This is a genomic window from Kitasatospora albolonga (assembly GCA_002082585.1).
Taxonomy (GTDB): domain Bacteria; phylum Actinomycetota; class Actinomycetes; order Streptomycetales; family Streptomycetaceae; genus Streptomyces; species Streptomyces stephensoniae.
The window spans coordinates 6990668-7009662 of the sequence record CP020563.1 but is presented as its reverse complement, the minus strand read 5'-3'; the positions used below and the strand labels follow the sequence as shown (position 1 = coordinate 7009662).

Below are 18995 nucleotides of genomic sequence, written 5' to 3'. Positions count from 1 at the left end.
CCCCGGAGCACCCGGATCGTCAGGACCGCCTCGTACGAAAACCCGAATGACCGATAACATGCGCGCCCATGACGGACGACGTGCGGAACATCGTGCTGGGTGTGATAGCCGCCGGGATCAGCGCCTCGCTGGGCTGGCTGGCCCGGACCTACCTCCTGCGGCGCAGGCTCCGCCGCAAGCAGGCGTTCTTCGGGCTGCCGACCCACTCCGAGTGCCTGCTCGTCGTCAACCGGTACGCGGGCGCCGAGGGCTCCGTCCACCGCCATGACGTCTTCGCGCTGCTCGAGCTCTCCGCCCTGATCAAGGACTGCGGGGCGAAGACACAGATCGTGACGCACGACGTGGCGCAGCAGGGGTTCGGGGACCGTACGGAGTTCTGCGTCGGCGGCCCGACGACCAACCAGCGGATGGCGGCGCACCTGCGGACCCTGCTCCCCGGCGTGCAGGTCACCGTCGGGGGGTCCGGCCCGGACCGGGTCGCCTACCGGATCGGGCCGGAGCGCTACCGGATGGAGCGGGGCACGGCGGAGTACGTCCTGCTGGCGCGGCTGACGGGCAATCAGGAGGCGCGCCCGGTCTTCCTGTTCTGCGGACAGCGGGCCATCACCAACCAGGCGGCGGCCCGTTATGTGGTGCGCCACCACGAGAAGCTGCTGCGCAAGCACGGGAACAAGTCGTTCTGCCTGCTGCTGAAGGTGGTCAACTCTGAGGCGTACGGCCCCGATGTGGTGGAGCTGGTCGGCGATGTGACGCGGGCGGCCCAGGCTCCCGTACCGGCGGACCCCGCCCCCGCTCCCGTCCCCGCCCCGGACGGCGAGGGCGAGGGCGGCTGAGCGGGCCCGGCGTTCAGCGGCGCAGCCGTGAGCGGCCCGCCGTGACCATCGCGCTGATCTCGGTGAGCCCGAGCGGCCGGGCCAGCAGCGCCACGGTGAGCAGCAGCACGAGCGTCCCGGCTCCGGCGGCCGCCACGTCGCCCGCCCTCCCGGCGGCGCGGGCCGCCCCGTAGGCGAGCGCCCCTGCGGGCACGCAGGCGGCGATCAGCCGGACGTGCGCGCCGAGGGTGGGCGAGCGCAGCAAGGAGCCGGTGCCGGTCTCCGTGGCCGGGGCCCGCCGGGAGAAGACGTACCCGGTGACGGCGAAGCCGACGCAGAAGGCCACCGTGCTCGCCCCGGCCATCCCGGTCACCGCCCAGCGGACGGGCAGCAGCCAGAACGCGGCGGCCGAGAGGCCCGCGTTGACGGCGGCGACCACCAGGTTGAGCAGGAAGGGGGTGCGGGTGTCGCTCATCGCGTAGAAGCCCCGGGAGAGGACGTACTGCCCGGAGAAGGCGATCAGCCCGGGGGCGAAGGCCATCATCATTCCGGCCATCGACATGATGTCGGCGTCGCTGGTGCGCCCGTACCCGAAGACGGAGCCGATCACCCAGGGCGCGAGCACCAGGAACGCGGTGGCGGCGGGCACGATGACGGCGGCGCTGGTCCGCAGGGCGTACGCGACATCGCGCCGCACCCCGGCGAGATCGCCGTCGGCCGCCGCCCGGCTCATCCGGGGCATCAGCGCGGTGACGAGGGAGACGGTGATGATGCCCTGCGGGACAACCCAGAGCTGGTAGGCGTAGCTGTACGCGGTGTAGCCCGCGCCGCCCGTCACGTTCTGCTCGTCCGCGAGCTGCTGGGTCGTGGTGGAGAGCAGGGTGACGACCCAGTACGCCAGTTGGTTGGTGAGGACGAGCAGCACGAGCCAGCCGGCCGAGCGCATCGGCCGGGTCAGTCCGCTGCCGCGCCAGTCGAACCGGGGCCGCCAGCGGAACTTCGCGGCGCGCAGCGCGGGGATCAGGGCGAGGGTCTGCACGGCGATCCCGGCGGTGGTGCCCCAGCCGAGGAGCTGGGCGTCCAGGTCGGAGAGGGTGCCGTCGGAGCTGGCGGCGACGGCGATGTACAGGCCGAACACCCCGATGATCACGACGTTGTTGAGGACCGGGGTCCACATCATCGCACCGAACCGGCCCCGGGCGTTAAGTACTTGGCCGAGCAGGGTGAAGAGTCCGTAGAAGAGGATCTGCGGCAGGCAGTAGCGGGCCAGCGCGACGGTCAGTTCGGCCTGGCGGCCGTCGTAGTCGGTGTAGAGGCCGACGATGAGCGGCGCCGCCGCCACGGCGAGCGCGGTGAGCACGAGGAGGCCGACGGTGCAGAGGGTGAGCAGGCGGTCGGTGTAGGCCGCTCCCCCGTCGGCGTGCTCCTTGGCGGCCCGGACCAGTTCGGGGACGAAGACGGCGTTGAGGGCGCCGCCGATGAGGAGGATGTACAGGATGTTGGGGACGGTGTTGGCGACCGTGTAGCCGTCGGCGGTCAGGCTGGTGCCGAGCGCGGCGACGACGACCGCCGAGCGGACGAAGCCGGTGGCGCGGGAGACGACGGAGCCCGCCGCCATCACGGCCCCGCTGCGCAGGACCGACCCGGACCGGGCCGGGGCCCCGGCGGGCTTCCCGGGCTCCTGGGGCTCTCCGGCACCTTCGGGTTTCCCGGATTCTTCGGGTTTCCCGGATTCTTCGGGCCCTCGTGCCCCCTCGGGCCTCCCGGCCGTCTCCCCCGGCTCCTCCGTGACCGGGTCGGCGGCCGTCATCGGCGGGTCCGGGGTATCCGGCTCGGCACGCTTCCGACGCTGCTGCCCACTGGCTCTCTCCCGTACTCCGACGTCCTGATCGACGGTGGAGCGTACTCCGCGCCTTGCCGAACGCGGAATTCACAGGTGCCGGACGGAACCCGGCCCGGGGGAAAACGCCTCTCACCTGTCGAGTCCCGCCGCCCTGGAGGTTTTTCCGTTGAGTTCCGCACGCCCGCGCATCCGCCGTCGTACCACCCTGACCGCCGTCCCCGCGGCACTGCTCGCCGCCGCGCTCACGGCCTGCTCGGGCGGCGGTGGCGCGGCCGGTTCCGCCGCTCAGCAGGGCGGGGACGACAAGGCGCCCGAGACCAGCATCTCGGTGAACCTCCAGGGCGGGGCGGCGGCCCCGGGCGAACCCGTGAAGGTCACACTGGCGGAGGGGAAGCTCAAGTCGGTGGCGGTCACGGCGGGCGAGGGCGGTGCGCTGGCCGGGAAGATATCCACCGACGGCCGGACCTGGATATCCGAGCGGGTCGCCGCGCCGGGGACCGCGTACACCGTCGAGGCGAAGGACACGCACGGCGGCAGCGACAAGGCCACGTTCACGACCGCCGAGGCGGAGAAGGTCAACAAGCTGACGCTCGCGCCGGGCAAGGACACCACGGTCGGCATCGCCCAGCCGCTGTCCATCGTCTTCGACCACCCGGTGAAGAACAAGGCGGCGGTGGAGAAGGGCCTGAAGGTGTCGACCTCGAACGGCACCGAGGGCTCCTGGGGCTGGCTCCAGGACCACTCGGGCAAGGACCGCGTCGACTGGCGGCCGAAGGAGTACTGGAAGTCCGGCACGAAGGTCACGCTGAAGGCCGATCTGAACGGCATCGACACGGGCGCCGACGGCGGCTGGTTCGTCCGTGACTACGCGACCACGTTCACCATCGGCGCCGCCCAGGTGGTCAAGGTCGACCTCGACGGGCACCGGCTCTCCCTGCACCGCGACGGCAAGCAGGTCATGGACATCCCGATGTCGGCCGGTACGCCGGGCGGCAAGAAGGCGTCCTGGCGGGGCACGGCCGTGCTGATGTCCAAGGAGGGCACGATCAACATGCGCTCCGAGACGGTGGGCCTCGGCGACGCCTACGACAAGATGGTCGACTACTCGATGCGGCTGACCTGGTCGGGGATGTACGCGCACGCCGCGCCGTGGAACGCGCGCCACTTCGGCAACGCCAACCGCAGCTCGGGCTGTCTCGGAATGAGTGACGCCGACGCCTCCGCGCTCTACGGGCAGGTGCGGGTGGGCGACCCGTTCGAGATGACCGGCGCGGACGCCAAGGGCACGGTCGCCGAGGGCAACGGGTACGGCGCGTGGAACGTGTCCTGGGCCGACTGGCAGGCGAAGAGCGCACTGAAGTGAGCCATGTGAGCCATTACTGACGCGGCGTCCAACAATCGTTACCTTCACGCAACACACCCGGTAGTTACCAGCGGTAAACAACCGGGGTTACCGTCGGGTCACTTTGCACTGACACGCGTGAGGAGTGACCCGTGGTACGTCCGAAACCCGCTCTGCGCACCACCGCTTCGATCACCACCGCCGCCGTCCTGTTGACCGGAGCCGCCCTCGGCGCGGCTCCGGCGGCAGCGGCCGCGCCCGCCCCGGCGAGCGCCTCCGCGCCGGCCCTGACGTTCCACGACATCCCCGGCTCCGGCGGCATCACGCTCAAGGGCAATGTGTTCAGACCGTCCGGCAGCCCGGCGGGGGCGAAGCATCCGCTGATCGTCTTCCCGACCAGCTGGGCCATGCCGCAGATCGAGTACCTGGCGCAGGCCCAGAAGCTCGCCGACTCCGGTTATGTGGTGGTGAGTTACACCTCGCGCGGCTTCTGGCTCTCCGGCGGGAAGATCGAGGTGGCCGGTCCGCCGGACATCGCGGACGCCTCCGCCGTCATCGACTGGGCGCTGGCGAACACCTCGGCCGACCCGGAGCGGATCGGCATGGGCGGGGTGAGTTACGGGGCGGGCATCAGCCTGCTGGCGGCCGGGCACGACCCCCGGATCAAGGCGGTCGCCGCGCTCAGCGGCTGGGCCGACCTGATCGAGTCGATCTACAGCGGCCGGACCCAGCACCTCCAGGCCGCCGCCCTGCTCGGCGGGGCGGGCGTGCTCACCGGCCGCCCCAGCGACGAACTCTCCCAGACGCTCAGGGACTTCCTCGGCTCCAAGCTGGACAAGGAGCCGGAGATGATCGCCTGGGGCGCCAAGCGCTCCCCCGCCACCCACCTGGACAAAATCAACGCCAACGGCGCGGCCGTCCTCATGGGCAACGCCTGGGGCGACACGATCTTCCCGCCCAACCAGTACGCCTCGTTCTACGAGAAGCTGACCGGCCCCAAGCGGCTGGAGTTCCGCCCCGGCGACCACGCCACCGCCGAACTGACCGGCCTGTTCGGGCTGCCCAACGACACCTGGACCAACACCCGCCGTTGGTTCGACCGTTACCTCAAGGGCGAGCGCAACGGCATCGACACCGAGCTGCCCGTCCAGCTCAAGTCCCGTACGGACAAGGGGTACGAGGGGTACGCCGACTGGAAGTCGGTCGGCGCGGCGAAGAACCGTATCGCGCTCGGCGGTACGAAGAAGGTGTGGGCGAACGTCGACTCCGGCGCCAACGGCGGGATCACGCTGCTCTCCAACGCGCTGGACCAGTTCCTGAAGCTGCCGCCGACCGTCTCCGTCCCCCTGCTGCCGCGCACCTTCGCGAGCGTGTGGCAGTCGGAGAGGTACGGCTCGGTGCAGCGCGTCCGGGGCACGGCCGAGCTGCACACCACGGTCACCAGCACGAAGTCGAGCGGCACCTTCGTCGCCTACCTCTACGACGTGGGGCCGCTCGGGATCGGGAAGCTCGTCAGCAACGCCCCGTACACGTTCCACGGGCAGACGCCGGGCCGGCCGTTCGCCGTCGACCTGGAGCTGTTCTCCACGGCCTACGACGTTCCGGCCGGTCACCGGCTCGCCCTGGTGATCGACACCGTCGATCCGCTGTACATCGAGCACAACCCGGCCGGCGCGCAGCTGACCTTCTCCTCGCCCGCCTCGGACCCGAGTCATCTCTCGGTCCCGCTGCGCGAGAAGTGATCACCGACTGCTGCCGGGCGGGACATGCTCGGCTACTGACCTCCCGGCAGCAGCTTCCCCGGCTCGGCCGGGGCCACCCCCACCGCCTCCGTCTTCGGACTGCGCCGCTGCCGCCGCGCCACCCAGGTGGCAAACCACGAGAGCAGCATGCACAGACCGATATAGATCGGAGAGATCACCATCACGACGGGGATGAAGGGAAGACCGTAGTCGAGATTCGACGCGATCAGCTTCCCGGCGTGGAGGAATTCCTCGTAGGTGATCAGGTAACCCAGTGAGGTGTCCTTGAGCGCGACCACCAGCTGACTGATGATGGTCGGCAGCATCGCGCGTACCGCCTGCGGGGCCAGGACGAACGTCGTGACCTGCGTCTTGCGCATCCCGAGCGCGTACGCGGCCTCCCGCTGGCCCCGGTCGACGGAGTTGATCCCGGTCCGGAAGACCTCCGCGAGGACCGAGCCGTTGTAGAGGGTCAGTCCGGCGACCAGGGCGGGCAGCGCCTGGACCTTCAGCGCCACGAAGATGAAGAAGATCATCACCAGCACCGGCATGGCCCGGAAGAACTCGACCAGCAGGGTGGAGACCCAGCGGACCGGGCGGTGCACGGAGAGCCGGCCGACCGCGAGGACCGCGCCGAGCGCGAGGGAGAGGACGGCGGCGTACGCGAACGCCTTGAGCGTGTTGCCGAGTCCGCGCAGCAGCAGTTCCTGGATGCCCTTGTACTGGAAGGGGCGCCACTTCTCGGCGGTGAACTGGTCGGTGTCGAAGAGGAGATAGACGATCCAGCCGACGAGGGCGAGGATCAGGGCCGTCGAGACGATCCCGTAGACGAGATGCCGTTTGCGGGCCTGCGGGCCGGGGATGTCGTAGAGCGCGGTGGGCGTGGGGGCGGAGTGGGTCATCGTGCGACTCCCCAGCGCTTCTCCATCACATGGAAGAGCGCGCTGATGGTGAGGGTGATGATCAGGTAGCCGACGGCGATCCAGATGAACGTCCAGATGATGCTGTAGCCCAGCTCGTTGAGCGTCCGGTAGGTGCCGAGCAGTTCGGTGACGCTGAACGCCCCGGCGATCGCGGAGTTCTTGGCCAGCGCGATCAGGGTCGAGCCGATGGGCGGGATCACCGAGCGGAACGCCTGTGGCAGGACGACGTTGCCCAGGGTCTGGCCGAAGCTCATCCCGAGCGTGCGGGCGGCCTCGCCCTGCCCGGTGGGCACGGTGTTGATGCCGGAGCGCAGCACCTCGCAGATGAACGCGGAGGTGTAGCAGCCGAGCGCCAGGACGGCGAAGAGCTGGAAGGGCAGGACGAGGCCGAAGCGGGGCAGTCCGAGGAGGACCGCGAAGAACAGCAGCGTCAGCGGGGTGTTGCGGAGCACGGTCACCCAGACGGTGCCCAGCACCCGCAGGGAGCCGACGGGGGCGACCCGGAAGGAGGCCATGACGAAGCCGAGGGCGAGGGCCAGGGCCGAGGAGTAGACGGTCAGCTCGACGGTGCCGAGGAAGCCCTCTCCGTAGAGGGAGAAGTTGTCGGTCAGTACATCCATGGGTGGGGCCGTCCCCTCAGTTCGCCGGGTAGCGGTCGATGGGCGGCGGGGTCGGCGCGGGCACGCCGGAGCGCCCCAGCGTCGCTTCGAACGCCTTCTTCCAGTTGCCGTTCTTCTCGTTGGCCTCCAGCGCGTCGTTGAGCGCGGCCCGCAGCGCGTTGTCGTTGCGGGGGACGCCGATGCCGTACGGCTCCTCGGAGAAGGGCTTGCCGACCACCTTCATCTCGTCGGGCGCCTTGGCCGCGAAGCCCAGCAGGATCGCGTCGTCGGTGGTGACGGCGTCGACCTGGTACGTCAGCAGGTTGTCGACGCAGATCGAGTACGTGTCGTAGGCGACGAGCACCGCCTTGGGGTAGTCCTCGGCGATCCGCTGGTAGGGCGTCGACCCGGCCGCCGAGCAGACCGTCCTGCCGTCCAGGTCCTGGGGGCCCTTGATGTCGTCCTCGTCGGTGCGGACCAGGAGTCCCTGACCGGCCATGTAGTAGGGCCCGGCGAAGCCGACGAGCTTCTTGCGCATGTCGTTGATGGTGTAGGTGCCGACGTAGTAGTCGATCTGACCGTTCTGGAGGGCGGTCTCACGGTTGGCGGAGGCGATGGTCCGGAAGCGGATGGTGTCCGGTTCGAAGCCGAGCGAGGCCGCCAGCATCCGGGCGATCTCGATGTCGAAGCCGGAGTAGACGCCGCCGGCCGGGTCCTTCTCGCCCAGATAGGGCTGGTCCTCCTTGGCACCGACGACCAGATAGCCGCGCCGCTCCGCCTTCCGCCAGGTGGGCGACGCGGGCAGGTCGAAGCCCTGGTTCACCTGGTAGACGGGCAGCGCCTCGGGCGCCGGGCCCTTGACCGGCGGGCTGCCGTCCTTGCCGCAGGCGGCGGCGAGCACGGTGAGCAGGAGGCCGAGCGCGAGGGCCGTGCCGCGGCGGCGGGCGCGCGGGCGGCCCTGTGCTCGGTCGCGGACACGGTCGCGGGTGCGGCCCTGCGTGCGGTCGTACGTACGGTCGCTGGGGGTACGCAACATGGGGGCCTCCCGTCAGTGCTTGAGGATCTTGGACAGGAAGTCCTTGGCGCGGTCGCTCTCCGGGGAGGTGAAGAAGTCCTCCGGGGCGCGGTCCTCGATGACACAGCCGTCGGACATGAAGACCACACGGTTGGCGGCGGACCGGGCGAAGCCCATCTCATGGGTGACCACGACCATGGTCATGCCGTCCCGGGCGAGCTGCTGCATGACCTCCAGCACCTCGTTGATCATCTCGGGGTCGAGCGCGGAGGTGGGCTCGTCGAAGAGCAGCGCCTTGGGGTCCATGGCCAGGGCGCGGGCGATGGCCACGCGCTGCTGCTGGCCGCCGGAGAGCTGGGCGGGGAACTTGTCGGCGTGGGCGGCGAGGCCGACCCGCTCCAGCAGTTCCCGGGAGCGCCGGTCGGCCTCCTCCTTCTTGCGCTTGCGGACCTTGATCTGGGCCAGGGACACATTGGCCAGCACGGTCTTGTGGGCGAAGAGGTTGAACGACTGGAAGACCATGCCGACTTCGGCGCGGAGCTGGGCCAGGCCCTTGCCCTCCTCGGGGAGGGGTCTGCCGTCGATCAGGATGGAGCCGGACTCGATCGTCTCCAGCCGGTTGACCGCCCGGCAGAGGGTGGATTTCCCGGAGCCGGAGGGGCCGATGACCACCACCACCTCCCCGCGGCCGACGGTGAGATTGATGTCCTGAAGTACGTGCAACTCTCCGAAGTGTTTGTTGACGTCCCTCAGTTCGATCAACGGATCGACGGCCATGCGCTGCCCTACCCACTTGTCGCTGTGTCGAGGTCAGCGCAAACTATCCATCGCGAAAAGGGACTTCGCACCCGACACGCGTAAATGGCGCAAAAGGCTGTTTATCTCCATAGAGGCCCGATTCTGGAGGCTGGCTCCGGCGCCTGGTTCCGGCGTCCGGTCTCCGGTCCCCGGCCACCAGGGCTCGGTTCCGGCTCCCGGCCACCGAGGCGTAATTCCTAGTTCTCGGCCGACTCCGCGTAGACCTGGGAGAGTTCGGGGCTGCCCGACATCGCCCAGTCCAGCCCGGCGGTGACGACGTCGATCTCCCGCCCGGACTCCAGCCGCACCACGGGCTGCCCGCTCGGCCAGATGTCCCACGTGGCCCCCGGAACGGTCCGCACGAGGACGGTGCCCAGATAGAGACCGGCGTCGTTGCCCAGCCAGGGCAGCTCCTCGGGGTCGTCGCGCCAGCGGGGCGGCAGCTGGTCCAGGGCGGCCAACGAGGCGGGGGTGTCGTCCAGTTCGAGTCCTTGCTGCCCCGCCCGGACACGCAGCAGCTCGCATTCGGCGAGCAGCTCGGCCGCACCGTCGGGGTCCGCCTCGACGGCGGCCGCGAGCGTCCGCCGCCGCGTACCCTCCTGACGCTTACGCCAGTTGTCCAAGAAAGGGATGTTCATACCACTAGGGTCCCATCCCTGCCCGGTTGCGCACCACAGGGCGCGCGGCGCCGGGCCGAAGGAGCTGCCGGTCGAACCGGCCGCGACCCGGTGAAGGGGCCCGCCTCCCAGGGCCCCTCAGCCAGGGCTCCACCCAGTGCCTCTCACCCAGGACCTTCCCCGGGGAATCCCCTCCGGGAGGAGCGACGGAACTCACCGCCGTCCGGGGCGAAGTCGCTGTGTCAGCTGAGAAGTTGGGGGTACCCGGGGGTTGGGCCGGTCCGACTCGCGATCAGGTCTCAGGGTGATTGTCCCGAAGGAGCGGCAGATGACGACGCAGTACGGCAACCAGCAGTCCGGCCAGCAGCCCCACGGCGGTGCGCCGCAGCCCGCCTCGACGGGCAATGTGCTGAGCATCATCGCGATGGTGCTGGGCGTCATCTCGCTGATCTTTCTGCCGATCGTCTTCGGTGTGGTCGGCGTGATACTCGCCATCGTCGCCAAGACCGTCCGGCACGAGCGGCTCGCGACGATCGCCATCGTGGTCAGTGCGGTGGGCCTGGTCGGCGGCATGATCCTCGGCGCCGTGGTGGCCAACGCGTGAGCTGAACCCCTCACCGGTGCCGCGTCGGCCGGTGGTTGGGCCCCACCGGGGGTGTGGGGCCCAACCACCGGCCGACGCGCTGTCCGCGCTCATGCCCGGCCCCGGGCGGCTCCGTGCGGGGCGTCCGGTACGGCCGGTTCCGTGAGGGTGCGGAGGAGGAGCCAGGCCAGGGCGGGCATCGCGATGAGCGGCATCAGGGCGGTCCGCAGGGAGGTGATGTCGGCCAGGCGTCCGATCAGGGGGCTGAACAGGCCGCCGACGCTGATCGTCAGCCCCAGGGTGACACCGGCGGCCGTACCGACACGGCTGGGCAGATAGTCCTGCGCCAGGGTCACCTGGAGCGAGAACGGGATGTACAGCCCTGCCGAGGTCAGGGCGACGAACCCGTAGAAGGCCGGGCCCGGCACCAGGACCAGCCCCGCCACGGCGGCCACGGCGAGCAGATAGGACCCGCGCACCACGGTGACGCGGTCCCGGCGTTCGGCGAGAGCTCCGCCCAGGACCGTGCCGACCGCGCCGCCGAGGTAGAGCACGACCAGGGCGGCGGTCCCGGCCGTCGCGCCGCCGCCCGTGCGCTCGCGCGCGTAGAACGCGATGAAGGTGCTCAGGCCGACGAAGACGACCGACCGGCAGACCACGGCCAGGGCGAGCCTCACGAACGAGGCGATGTCGTCGGGGCCCCGGGGTGCCCCGCCCGGTCCCGGGGCCCCGGACCCGACGCGCTCCAGACCCCGCAGCACCGGCAGGGTAAGCAGGCTGCCGACGAGGGCGGGGAGCACGAGCAGCGGGGTCAGTCCCAGGCCGCCCGCACCGACGGCCGCGGCCACGAGGACGGGCGCGAGGGCGAAGCCGAGGTTGCCGCCCAGCGAGAACCACCCCATCGCCGTATGGCTGCCCCTGCTCGCGATCCGGGCGACACGGGCGGACTCCGGGTGGTACGCGGCCACGCCGATCCCGCCGATGCCCACGAACAGCAGGGTCGGCCCGTAGGAGCCGGTGAGCCCGCTGACGGCGATCCCCGAGCCCGCGACGAGGGTGCTCACGGGGAGCAGCCAGGGCATGGTCCGGCGGTCGGCCGCCATCCCGAAGAGGGGCTGCACCACGGAGGACAGCAGCGACGCGGCCAGCACGATGCCGGAGGCCGCGGCGTAGGTGTAGGCGCGTTCCGCGACGAAGTACGGGACGAGCGCGGCGACCGCGCCCTGGTAGACGTCGACGCAGGCATGCCCGATGGACAGCAGGGTTATCGCTCTGTTTTTCGCCACGCGGCCATCGTCGCCACGCCCCCGGCTGTCGGACTTCCGATATAAAGACAAGCCATGACCGAGATCCGCCATCAGCCGGTCGCGCCGACCCGGACCCAGTGGCTCGCGGCGGGATCGGACATCGATCCCCACCGCCACGAGGACCACCAGATCGTCTATGCCGCGCGGGGTGTCCTGGCCGTCACCACCGGGGCGGGGACCTGGATCGCACCGGCGAACCGGGCCATCTGGATACCGGCCGGAACCGTGCACGCCCACCGCGCCCACGGGACGCTGGAACTGCGGCTGCTCGGACTGCCCCCGGCGGAGAACCCGCTGGGGCTGGACGCACCGGCCGTACTGACCGTGAACCCCCTGCTGCGGGAGCTGATCCGGGCCTGCACCGACACCCCCGACGACGGCGGTCCGGAGCGCCGGCGCCTGCGGGCCGTGCTGCTGGACCAGTTGGCGGCCTCACCGCAGCAGCCGGTCCAGCTGCCCGCCCCCACCGACACCCGCCTCGCCCGGATCTGCGACATCCTGCGCGCCGACCCGGCGGACCGGCGCACCCTGGACGCCCTGAGCCGGGAGGCCGGTGCGAGTGCCCGCACGCTGTCCCGGCTCTTCGCCTCCGAACTGGGCATGACGTTCCCCCAGTGGCGCACCCAGCTGCGCCTCTACGAGGCCCTGGTCCTGCTGGCGGAGGACACCCCGGTCACCACCGTGGCGCACCGCTGCGGCTGGGCGTCCGCCAGTGCCTTCATCGACGTCTTCCGCCGGGCGTACGGCCACACCCCGGGCAGACACCGCTGAACTCCCCCGGTCCCGGTCACGGCTCCACGGGACCACTAAGGTACGAACATGAGTACGCATACGTATCTGTCGGAGCTGTTCTCGCTGGCCGGACGGGTCGCCGTGGTGACCGGAGGCAGCTCCGGGATCGGGCGGGGCATCACCGACGCCCTCGCCCGGGCCGGGGCGAGCGTGGTCGTCGTGGCCCGGCGGGAGGCCGAGCTGAAGGCGACCGTCGGGGAGCTGGAGGCCGAGGGGTGCCGGGCCGCCTGGGTGAGCGCCGATCTGGGGACCGCCGAGGGGGTGCGTACGGCGGCCGAGGGGGCAGTCGAAGCCTTCGGGGAGCCGGACATCCTCGTCAACTGCGCCGGGATCAACCTGCGTCCGCCGTTCGGTGAGCTCGGCGAGGACGTCTGGGACACCACGATGACGGTGAACCTCAAGGCGCCGTTCCTGCTGGGACAGCGGTTCGGCCCCGGGATGGCCGAGCGGGGGTACGGGCGGATCATCCACATCACCTCGCAGCAGGCGCACCGGGCCTTTGTGAACAGCGGGGCGTACGGGGTGTCCAAGGGCGCCCTGGAGTCGCTGGCCCGCTCCCAGGCCGAGGCGTGGTCACCGTACGGCGTCACCGTGAACACCCTGGTGCCGGGGTTCGTTCCGACGCCGCTCAACACCCAGCTCTCCGCCGACCCGGAGAAGGTCGCCGCGCTCGCCGCCCGCACGCTGGTCGGCCGCAACGGGCTGGTGGACGACTTCGCGGGGGCGGCGGTGTTCCTGGCGGGGCGGTCCTCCGCGTACGTCACCGGGCAGTCGGTCTTTGTGGACGGCGGGTTCTCGGTGCACTGAGGTGGACGGCGGGTTCTCGGTGCACTGAGCCCGCCACCGCCCTCCCCGGACCGCCGCCCCTCGGCGGTCCGGGCCCTCCCGGGCCGCCCGCAGCGGCTCGGAGCCTCCCCGGACCACCCCGCAGCGGCTCGGGCTCAGCGGCCGGCCCTCGCGGCTCGGGCTCAGAGGTCGAGGTCCACCACCACGGGGGCGTGGTCGGAGGCGCCCTTGCCCTTGCGCTCCTCGCGGTCGACGTAACTGTCCTTGACGGCGGCGGTGAACGCGGGGTTGCCGAAGGTCAGGTCGATCCGCATGCCCTTGTTCTTGGGGAAGCGGAGCTCCCGGTAGTCCCAGAAGGTGTACGCGCGGTCGTACTTGAGCGGGCGGGGGACGACCTCGCCCAGCCCCTCCCCCTCCAGGGCCGAGAGGGCGGCGCGCTCGGCGGGCGTGACGTGCGTGGCGCCCTCGAAGAGCGCCGGGTCCCAGACGTCCTCGTCGGTCGGGGCCACATTGAAGTCGCCCAGGACCGCGAACGGCGTCGCCCCCGCCGCGTCCGCCGCCACGGCCTTCCGCAGGGCCTCCAGCCAGGCCAGCTTGTACGCGTAGTGCGGGTGCTCGACCTCCCGGCCGTTGGGGACGTAGACCGACCAGAGCCGCACCGGGCCGCAGGTCGCGGAGATCGCGCGGGGCTCCTGCGCCCCGTCGTACTCCGGGCCGCCGGGCAGCCCGGTGACGACGTCGGCGAGGCCGACCCGGGAGAGCAGCGCGACCCCGTTCCACCGGCCCGTGGCGTTGACGGCGGACTCGTACCCCAGCTCGCGGAGGGCTTCGGCGGGGAACTGCTCGGCCGTGCACTTGGTCTCCTGGACGCACAGCACATCGGTGCCGCTGCTCTCCAGCCAGGCCAGGAGCCTCGGCAGCCGGGCGGTGATCGAATTGACGTTATAGGTCGCGATGCGCATGGCAGCCAACCTAGCGGCTCCCACTGACAGCGGCCGCCGGGCTCACAGTTCCGTGACGCCTCCCGGGGCCAGCCGGCCGTGGTCGGCGCCGCCCAGGGCACCGATCTGGTTGTCGTAGATCGGCCTCGCGAGGTCCGTGAGCAGGGCGTCGTGGACATCGATCGCACGGCGCGGCTTCACCTCGCGTACGTAGTCGATGACCTCGGAGATCTTGTTCCAGGGGGCCATCACCGGCAGCAGCAGGGTGTCCACGGGGCGGTCGGGGACGGTGAGCGCGTCGCCGGGGTGGAAGACCGAACCGTCCACCAGGAAGCCGACGTTGGTGATCCTCGGGATGTCCGGGTGGATCACCGCGTGCAGCTCCCCGTGCACGGTGACGTCGAACCCGGCCGCCGAGAACGCGTCGCCGTCGCCCACCGTGTGCACGCGCCCCGGGAAGGCGGCCGAGAGCTGGTCCGCCACGCTCCGCAGCGTCCAGACCTCCGCCGCCGGATTGGCCTCGAGCCCCGCCCGCAGCCGCGCCTCGTTGAAGTGGTCCGGGTGCTCGTGCGTGACCAGGAGTACGTCGGCGCCCAGGGCCGCGTCGTCCTCGGAGAAGCCGCCCGGGTCGATGACCAGGACGCGCCCCTCCTTCTCGATCCGCACGCAGGAGTGGGTCTTCTTGGTGAGCGTGAGTCCCTCGGGAGATGCGTTCATGGGTCCATCCTGCTATGCGGGCGGGGTGGTTTCCTCCTGGATCACGGACTGCGCGATCGTGAAGGCGGCTCCGGCGGCCGGGATGCCGCAGTAGACGGCGCTCTGGAGCAGAACCTCCTTGATCTCGGCGGGCGTCAGGCCGTTGCGCAGAGCCGCGCGGGTGTGCGCGGCCAGCCCCTCCAGGTGGCCGGAGGCGACGAGCGCGGTGAGGGTGACGCAGCTGCGGGTGCGGCGGTCGAGCCCGTCCCGGCTCCAGACCTCACCCCAGGCGTACCGGGTGACCAGCTCCTGGAAGTCCTCGGTGAACGCGTCGGCCGAGGCGTTCACCGCGTCGACATGGGCGTCCCCCAGCACCTCGCGGCGCACCTTCGTGCCCCGCTCGTACCGGTCGCCCCGCTCCGGCCCCGCGGCCTCGGGCGCGCCGGGCGCCGGGGCGATCTCGGCGAGAGGTGCGAACGGGGTGGCGGGGGTCGCGGGCCCGGGGACCGGGGGCGCCACCGTGAGGGCGGTGGGCGCGTCCTGCCAGGCGGCGGAGAAGTGCGTCAGCAGCAGGTCGCAGACGGCCGCGGGCTGCTCGACCGGGGCCAGATGGGAGGCGCCGGGGACGAGCGCGAGGCGGGCGTCCGGTATCCCGGCGACCAGCGTGCGCGCCTCGGCGGGCCCGGTGACCTGGTCCTCCGCGCCGACCAGGACCAGCGTCGGGACACCGATCCGGCCCAGGTGGTCGCGGATGTCGAAGGCCGCCAGCGCCTCGCAGGCCGCGATGTAGCAGCCGGGGTCGGTGGTGCGGACCATCTGTACGGCCCACTCCACGATGGCGGGCTGCGCGGCGGCGAAGCCGGGGGTGAACCAGCGCTCCGGCGCGGTGCGGGCCATCGGCTCCAGGCCGTTGGTGCGGACGATCACCCCGCGCTGACGGAACTCGTCGGCGGTGCCGAACCGGGGCGAGGAGGCGACGAGCGCCAGCGAGGCGATCCGGTGCGGGTGGCGCAGGGCCAGGTCGGCGCCGACCGCCCCGCCGATCGAGCAGCCCACATAGCCGAACCGCTGGACCCCGAGCCCGTCGAGCGTCGCGAGCAGCCGGTCCGCCAGCTCGACGACGGAGTGGGCCGCGTGGGCGGGGGCGCCGCCGTGGCCGGGCAGGTCGTAGCGGAAGACCCGCCAGTGCTGGGACAGCTCGGGTATCTGACGGTCCCACATATGCCAGGTCGTCCCGAGGGAGGGCCCGATCACCAGGACGGGGGCGTCCTCGGGACCGTCGAACCGGTACTGGAGGAGCGCGCCACCCTGAGGCCCCTGCGCCGCCCCGGGCCCGGGCTGCGCCCCCTGACCCGCCGCACCGCCCGGCTGTACACCGCCGACGCCGTGGGGCTGCTGCGGAGCCTGCGACGGGACGTGCTGCGGTCCGGGCCCCGTCGGCACGTGCGGCAGGCCGGGGGCCGTTTGCGGAACCTGTACGTCGGCGAACTGAGGGCCGGGGGTGAGGTGGGGCTCGTCGAACTGCAGTCCGGGGGCGGGGCGGGCGTGCGGGTCCGGTACGGACGGGGGGCCGGAGAACTGCGCGTCCGGCGCGGGGTGGGCATGCGGTCCCGGTACGGCCTGCGGGCCGGGCTCGGGCTGCCGGTGCGGGTCCGGTGCGGACGGGGGCTCGGAGAACCGGGGACCCGGTGCGGGCTGCGTATGCGGGCCAGGTACGGCCTGCGGCTCGGAGAACTGCGGGCCCGGTGCGAGCTGCGCGTGCGGGCCGGGCTCGGGCTGGGCCTGCGGTCCCGGCGCGGGCCGAGGCTCGGCGAACCGGGGGCCGGGGGCGGGCTGCGTATGAGGGCCCGGTACGGCCTGCGGCTCGGAGAACTGCGGGCCCGGCTCGGGCTGGGCGTACTGCGGGCCGAGGGTCGGCTGTCCGGGCTCGGCGGGTATCCGCTGCGGAGCCGGGGCGACCGGCTGCGGGGGCGGGGTGGCCGACCGGGGAGGGTGACCGGCCGCAGGCCCCGGGGCCTGCGTGTACGGCTGCCCGGGCACGGGAGCCGGGGTCAGAGGCGGGATCACCTCGTCCTGCGGGGGTTCGGGATCGGCCGTGCGCGGGGGCCGGGCGGGCTGCGGGGTCGTCTCGCTCAACTCACTCACTCGCTCCAGGGTAGTGAGCGGCCCGCCCGCTCCCCGGGCAGGGGGTCGCCGGGGAGGCCGCCCACGCGTCCGAAGAGCGGCCGTCCCGGGGACGGCCGGGGGACGACCCGGGGCCGCGGTCCGGCCCGAGCGCTCGACACGGCCGCGATCCTGCCCCGAACGCTCGACACGGCCCGAACGCCCGGCACGGATCGCGGTCCCGGGACCCGTATCCCAGGCCCCGTACCCACCGGGATCGCGGCCCCAGGCCCCTTACCCCGGGCCCCGGCCGGACGAGGGCCGGGGCACCCTCCGACGCCCCCTGCGCCGAAGCAGCAGTCAGCGGAAGTCGGCGGCGTGGTCGCGCGCCCACGCGGTGTACGGGCGCGCGGGCCGGCCGGTCACCGTGTCGGCGGTCACCGCCCCCGGGGTCGCCCCGGGTTCCGCCTGCTCCTCCTGAGCCTTGTCGCCCTCGTCGCCCTCGTCGCCGGACTCGCCGGAGCCGCCGGGGCCCGACCCGGCAACGGAGTCCGACCCGGCACCAGGACCCGACGCGGCACCCGGTTCCCACTCGGCACCAGGGCCCAACTCGGCGCCGGAGTAGTCCTCGTAACCGAAGAGGAAGTCGGCGTTGGCCGCGGCCCAGCCGCCCTGCGCGTGGTAGAAGGCGCGGGCCTCGGCCGCGGTCACCGTCTCGATGCGGATCTCCTCACCGATGGCCTCGGCGATCGCGGCCACCTTCTCCCGGTTGGTCACCTCCTGCGGCCCCGACAGGGTGTAGGCGATGCCCGTGTGCCGGTCCTCGACGAGCGCGGCGGCCACCACGTCGGCGATGTCCCACTCATGGACCGGGGTTCCGGCGCTGTCGGGGTACGGATCGACGACCGTACGGCGAGCCCGGACCGAAGGCCCCCACATATGCAGGGAGTTGACGGCGAACTCGCCGGGCCGGACATGGGTCCACTCCACTCCGGACGCCTCCACGGCCCGTTCGACGGGCAGGTGGAAGTCGGTGTCCCAGCCCGCGGTGACGGCGGCGGAGGAGAGCACGACGATCCGGCGCACCCCCGCCTCCACGGCCAGGTCGACCACCTCCTGGGCCGCCTCCGGCACGGGGAAGAGGAACAGCTTCTCGACCCCGGCCAGGGCCTCCCGGACCGTTTCCGTCCGCTCCAGGTCGCCCGCGAGGACCCGTACTCCGGCGGGCAGCCCCGCACTCTCCGGCCTGCGGGTCAGGGCCCGTACGTCCTCACCCGCCCTGAGCAGCTCCCCGATCACATGCCGCCCCACACTCCCGGTCGCACCGGTCACCAAGATCGTCACTGCGCCCCACGTCCCCTCAGCTCTGCGTTCGAATGCCGTTCTCGAGCATGCGCATGACCGCGGCGGCGACTCCGTGCCGCGGCAGGACGCCGCGCCCCGCCGCATCGCAGCCCGCGTAGACCAGCGCCCACAACGTGTCCTGGACCCACTGCACGGCCAGGTCCGGGTCGAACACCCCGTCCGCCTGACCGCGCTCGATCAGGCCGGTCATCATCCGGGGCACGGAATCCGGCCCGTCGCCCGCCTCCTCGTCGCCCTCGTCCTCCGCGTCGAAGTCCTCGAGGACCCTGGAGTCGCCGTACAGGAACACCATCCGGTCGCCCGTGTCCACCATCGCCGCGACCAGACGGCGCAGGGCCTCCAGGGGAGGGCCCTCGTCCACGGCCGCGTCCTGGATCGACTGCTGGATCACCAGGTAGGCGTCGGCCACGGCCGCCTTGATCAGGACATCCCGGTCGGGGAAGTAGCGGTGCAGCGTGCTCCGCCCCACCTCGGCGGCTTCAGCGATGTCGGCGAGCGTGGCGGCCCGGTCCCTGGCGAGCACCTCGGCCGCCGCGCCGAGGATGGCGCGGCGTGTACGACTTCGCGTTCCGGACTCCACAGATGCGCTACTCATGTGCCAAAGCTAGCAGATCAACACCCAGGACGGGAAATCATCCTGCTATTTTGGAACAGCAATGTTCCATTTTTGAATCCCGGAGTGCCGATCAGGCGGTCCGGGGAAAGAGGCGAGGGAGAGGGTCGACACGTGA

At 71.8% G+C, this 18995-nt stretch carries 18 protein-coding genes; 6 read left to right on the top strand and 12 right to left on the bottom strand.

All coding sequences use genetic code 11. From position 1 onward, the window contains the following. Positions 1–68: 68 nt before the first annotated feature. The gene (locus B7C62_30865) at positions 69–833 is read left to right on the top strand and encodes a hypothetical protein (GenBank protein ID ARF76187.1); all 765 of its coding nucleotides are present in this window, start codon (positions 69–71) and stop codon (positions 831–833) included. Between the two features lie 13 nt (positions 834–846). Here B7C62_30865 and B7C62_30860 read toward each other — a convergent pair whose 3' ends face one another. Then, positions 847–2448: a murein biosynthesis integral membrane protein MurJ gene (locus B7C62_30860; protein ARF77448.1), complete on the bottom strand. Its 1602-nt coding sequence runs from the start codon at positions 2446–2448 to the stop codon at positions 847–849. Between the two features lie 373 nt (positions 2449–2821). On the opposite strand from B7C62_30860, the gene B7C62_30855 reads away from it, so the two are divergent. Both B7C62_30855 and B7C62_30850 read left to right on the top strand, forming a co-directional pair. After that, positions 2822–4018: a hypothetical protein gene (locus B7C62_30855; GenBank protein ID ARF76186.1), complete on the top strand. Its 1197-nt coding sequence runs from the start codon at positions 2822–2824 to the stop codon at positions 4016–4018. A gap of 131 nt (positions 4019–4149) precedes the next feature. Then, entirely contained in the window at positions 4150–5739 is a 1590-nt protein-coding gene (locus B7C62_30850; GenBank protein ID ARF76185.1) for an acyl esterase, read from the top strand. 32 nt (positions 5740–5771) lie between these two features. Here the strand turns inward: B7C62_30850 and B7C62_30845 are convergent, their stop codons facing one another. The 5 genes from B7C62_30845 to B7C62_30825 form a co-directional block, all read right to left on the bottom strand. Further along, on the bottom strand, positions 5772–6641 hold the full coding sequence (locus B7C62_30845) for an amino acid ABC transporter permease (GenBank protein ARF76184.1): 870 nt from the start codon (positions 6639–6641) through the stop codon (positions 5772–5774). Further along, the gene (locus B7C62_30840; protein ID ARF76183.1) at positions 6638–7282 is read right to left on the bottom strand and encodes an amino acid ABC transporter permease; all 645 of its coding nucleotides are present in this window, start codon (positions 7280–7282) and stop codon (positions 6638–6640) included. The genes B7C62_30845 and B7C62_30840 overlap by 4 nt, the downstream gene beginning before the upstream one ends. Before the next feature lie 16 nt (positions 7283–7298). Further along, positions 7299–8171 (bottom strand): ABC transporter substrate-binding protein, encoded by an 873-nt coding sequence (locus tag B7C62_30835; protein ID ARF77447.1) that lies wholly within the window; start codon positions 8169–8171, stop codon positions 7299–7301. Between the two features lie 138 nt (positions 8172–8309). After that, entirely contained in the window at positions 8310–9053 is a 744-nt protein-coding gene (locus B7C62_30830; GenBank protein ID ARF76182.1) for a glutamate ABC transporter ATP-binding protein, read from the bottom strand. A 218-nt stretch (positions 9054–9271) separates the two neighbouring features. Further along, positions 9272–9712 (bottom strand): hypothetical protein, encoded by a 441-nt coding sequence (locus B7C62_30825; GenBank protein ARF76181.1) that lies wholly within the window; start codon positions 9710–9712, stop codon positions 9272–9274. Positions 9713–10019: 307 nt separating this feature from the next. Between B7C62_30825 and B7C62_30820 the strand changes: the two genes are divergently transcribed. Continuing rightward, on the top strand, positions 10020–10295 hold the full coding sequence (locus B7C62_30820) for a hypothetical protein (protein ARF76180.1): 276 nt from the start codon (positions 10020–10022) through the stop codon (positions 10293–10295). Between the two features lie 89 nt (positions 10296–10384). On the opposite strand, the gene B7C62_30815 is transcribed toward B7C62_30820, so the two are convergent. Further along, positions 10385–11560, bottom strand: a complete 1176-nt coding sequence (locus B7C62_30815) for an MFS transporter (protein ID ARF76179.1) — start codon at positions 11558–11560, stop codon at positions 10385–10387. A gap of 54 nt (positions 11561–11614) precedes the next feature. Between B7C62_30815 and B7C62_30810 the strand changes: the two genes are divergently transcribed. After that, a complete protein-coding gene (locus tag B7C62_30810) occupies positions 11615–12352 on the top strand; it encodes an AraC family transcriptional regulator (GenBank protein ID ARF76178.1) in 738 nt (245 codons plus the stop codon). Between the two features lie 48 nt (positions 12353–12400). Further along, positions 12401–13180 carry a dehydrogenase gene (locus B7C62_30805; protein ID ARF76177.1) on the top strand — a complete coding sequence of 260 codons (780 nt, stop codon included), beginning with the start codon at positions 12401–12403 and terminating at the stop codon, positions 13178–13180. A 161-nt stretch (positions 13181–13341) separates the two neighbouring features. Here the strand turns inward: B7C62_30805 and B7C62_30800 are convergent, their stop codons facing one another. From B7C62_30800 to B7C62_30780, 5 genes are all read right to left on the bottom strand, one after another. Next, entirely contained in the window at positions 13342–14121 is a 780-nt protein-coding gene (locus B7C62_30800; protein ARF76176.1) for an exodeoxyribonuclease III, read from the bottom strand. A gap of 42 nt (positions 14122–14163) precedes the next feature. Next, the gene (locus B7C62_30795; protein ARF76175.1) at positions 14164–14817 is read right to left on the bottom strand and encodes an MBL fold metallo-hydrolase; all 654 of its coding nucleotides are present in this window, start codon (positions 14815–14817) and stop codon (positions 14164–14166) included. 12 nt (positions 14818–14829) lie between these two features. Next, entirely contained in the window at positions 14830–16053 is a 1224-nt protein-coding gene (locus B7C62_30790; protein ARF77446.1) for a 3-oxoadipate enol-lactonase, read from the bottom strand. A 1206-nt stretch (positions 16054–17259) separates the two neighbouring features. Continuing rightward, positions 17260–18243, bottom strand: coding sequence for an NmrA family transcriptional regulator (locus B7C62_30785; GenBank protein ARF76174.1), 984 nt, complete (start codon positions 18241–18243; stop codon positions 17260–17262). 16 nt (positions 18244–18259) lie between these two features. Then, a complete protein-coding gene (locus tag B7C62_30780) occupies positions 18260–18859 on the bottom strand; it encodes a TetR family transcriptional regulator (GenBank protein ARF76173.1) in 600 nt (199 codons plus the stop codon). Between the last annotated feature and the right edge of the window lie 136 nt (positions 18860–18995).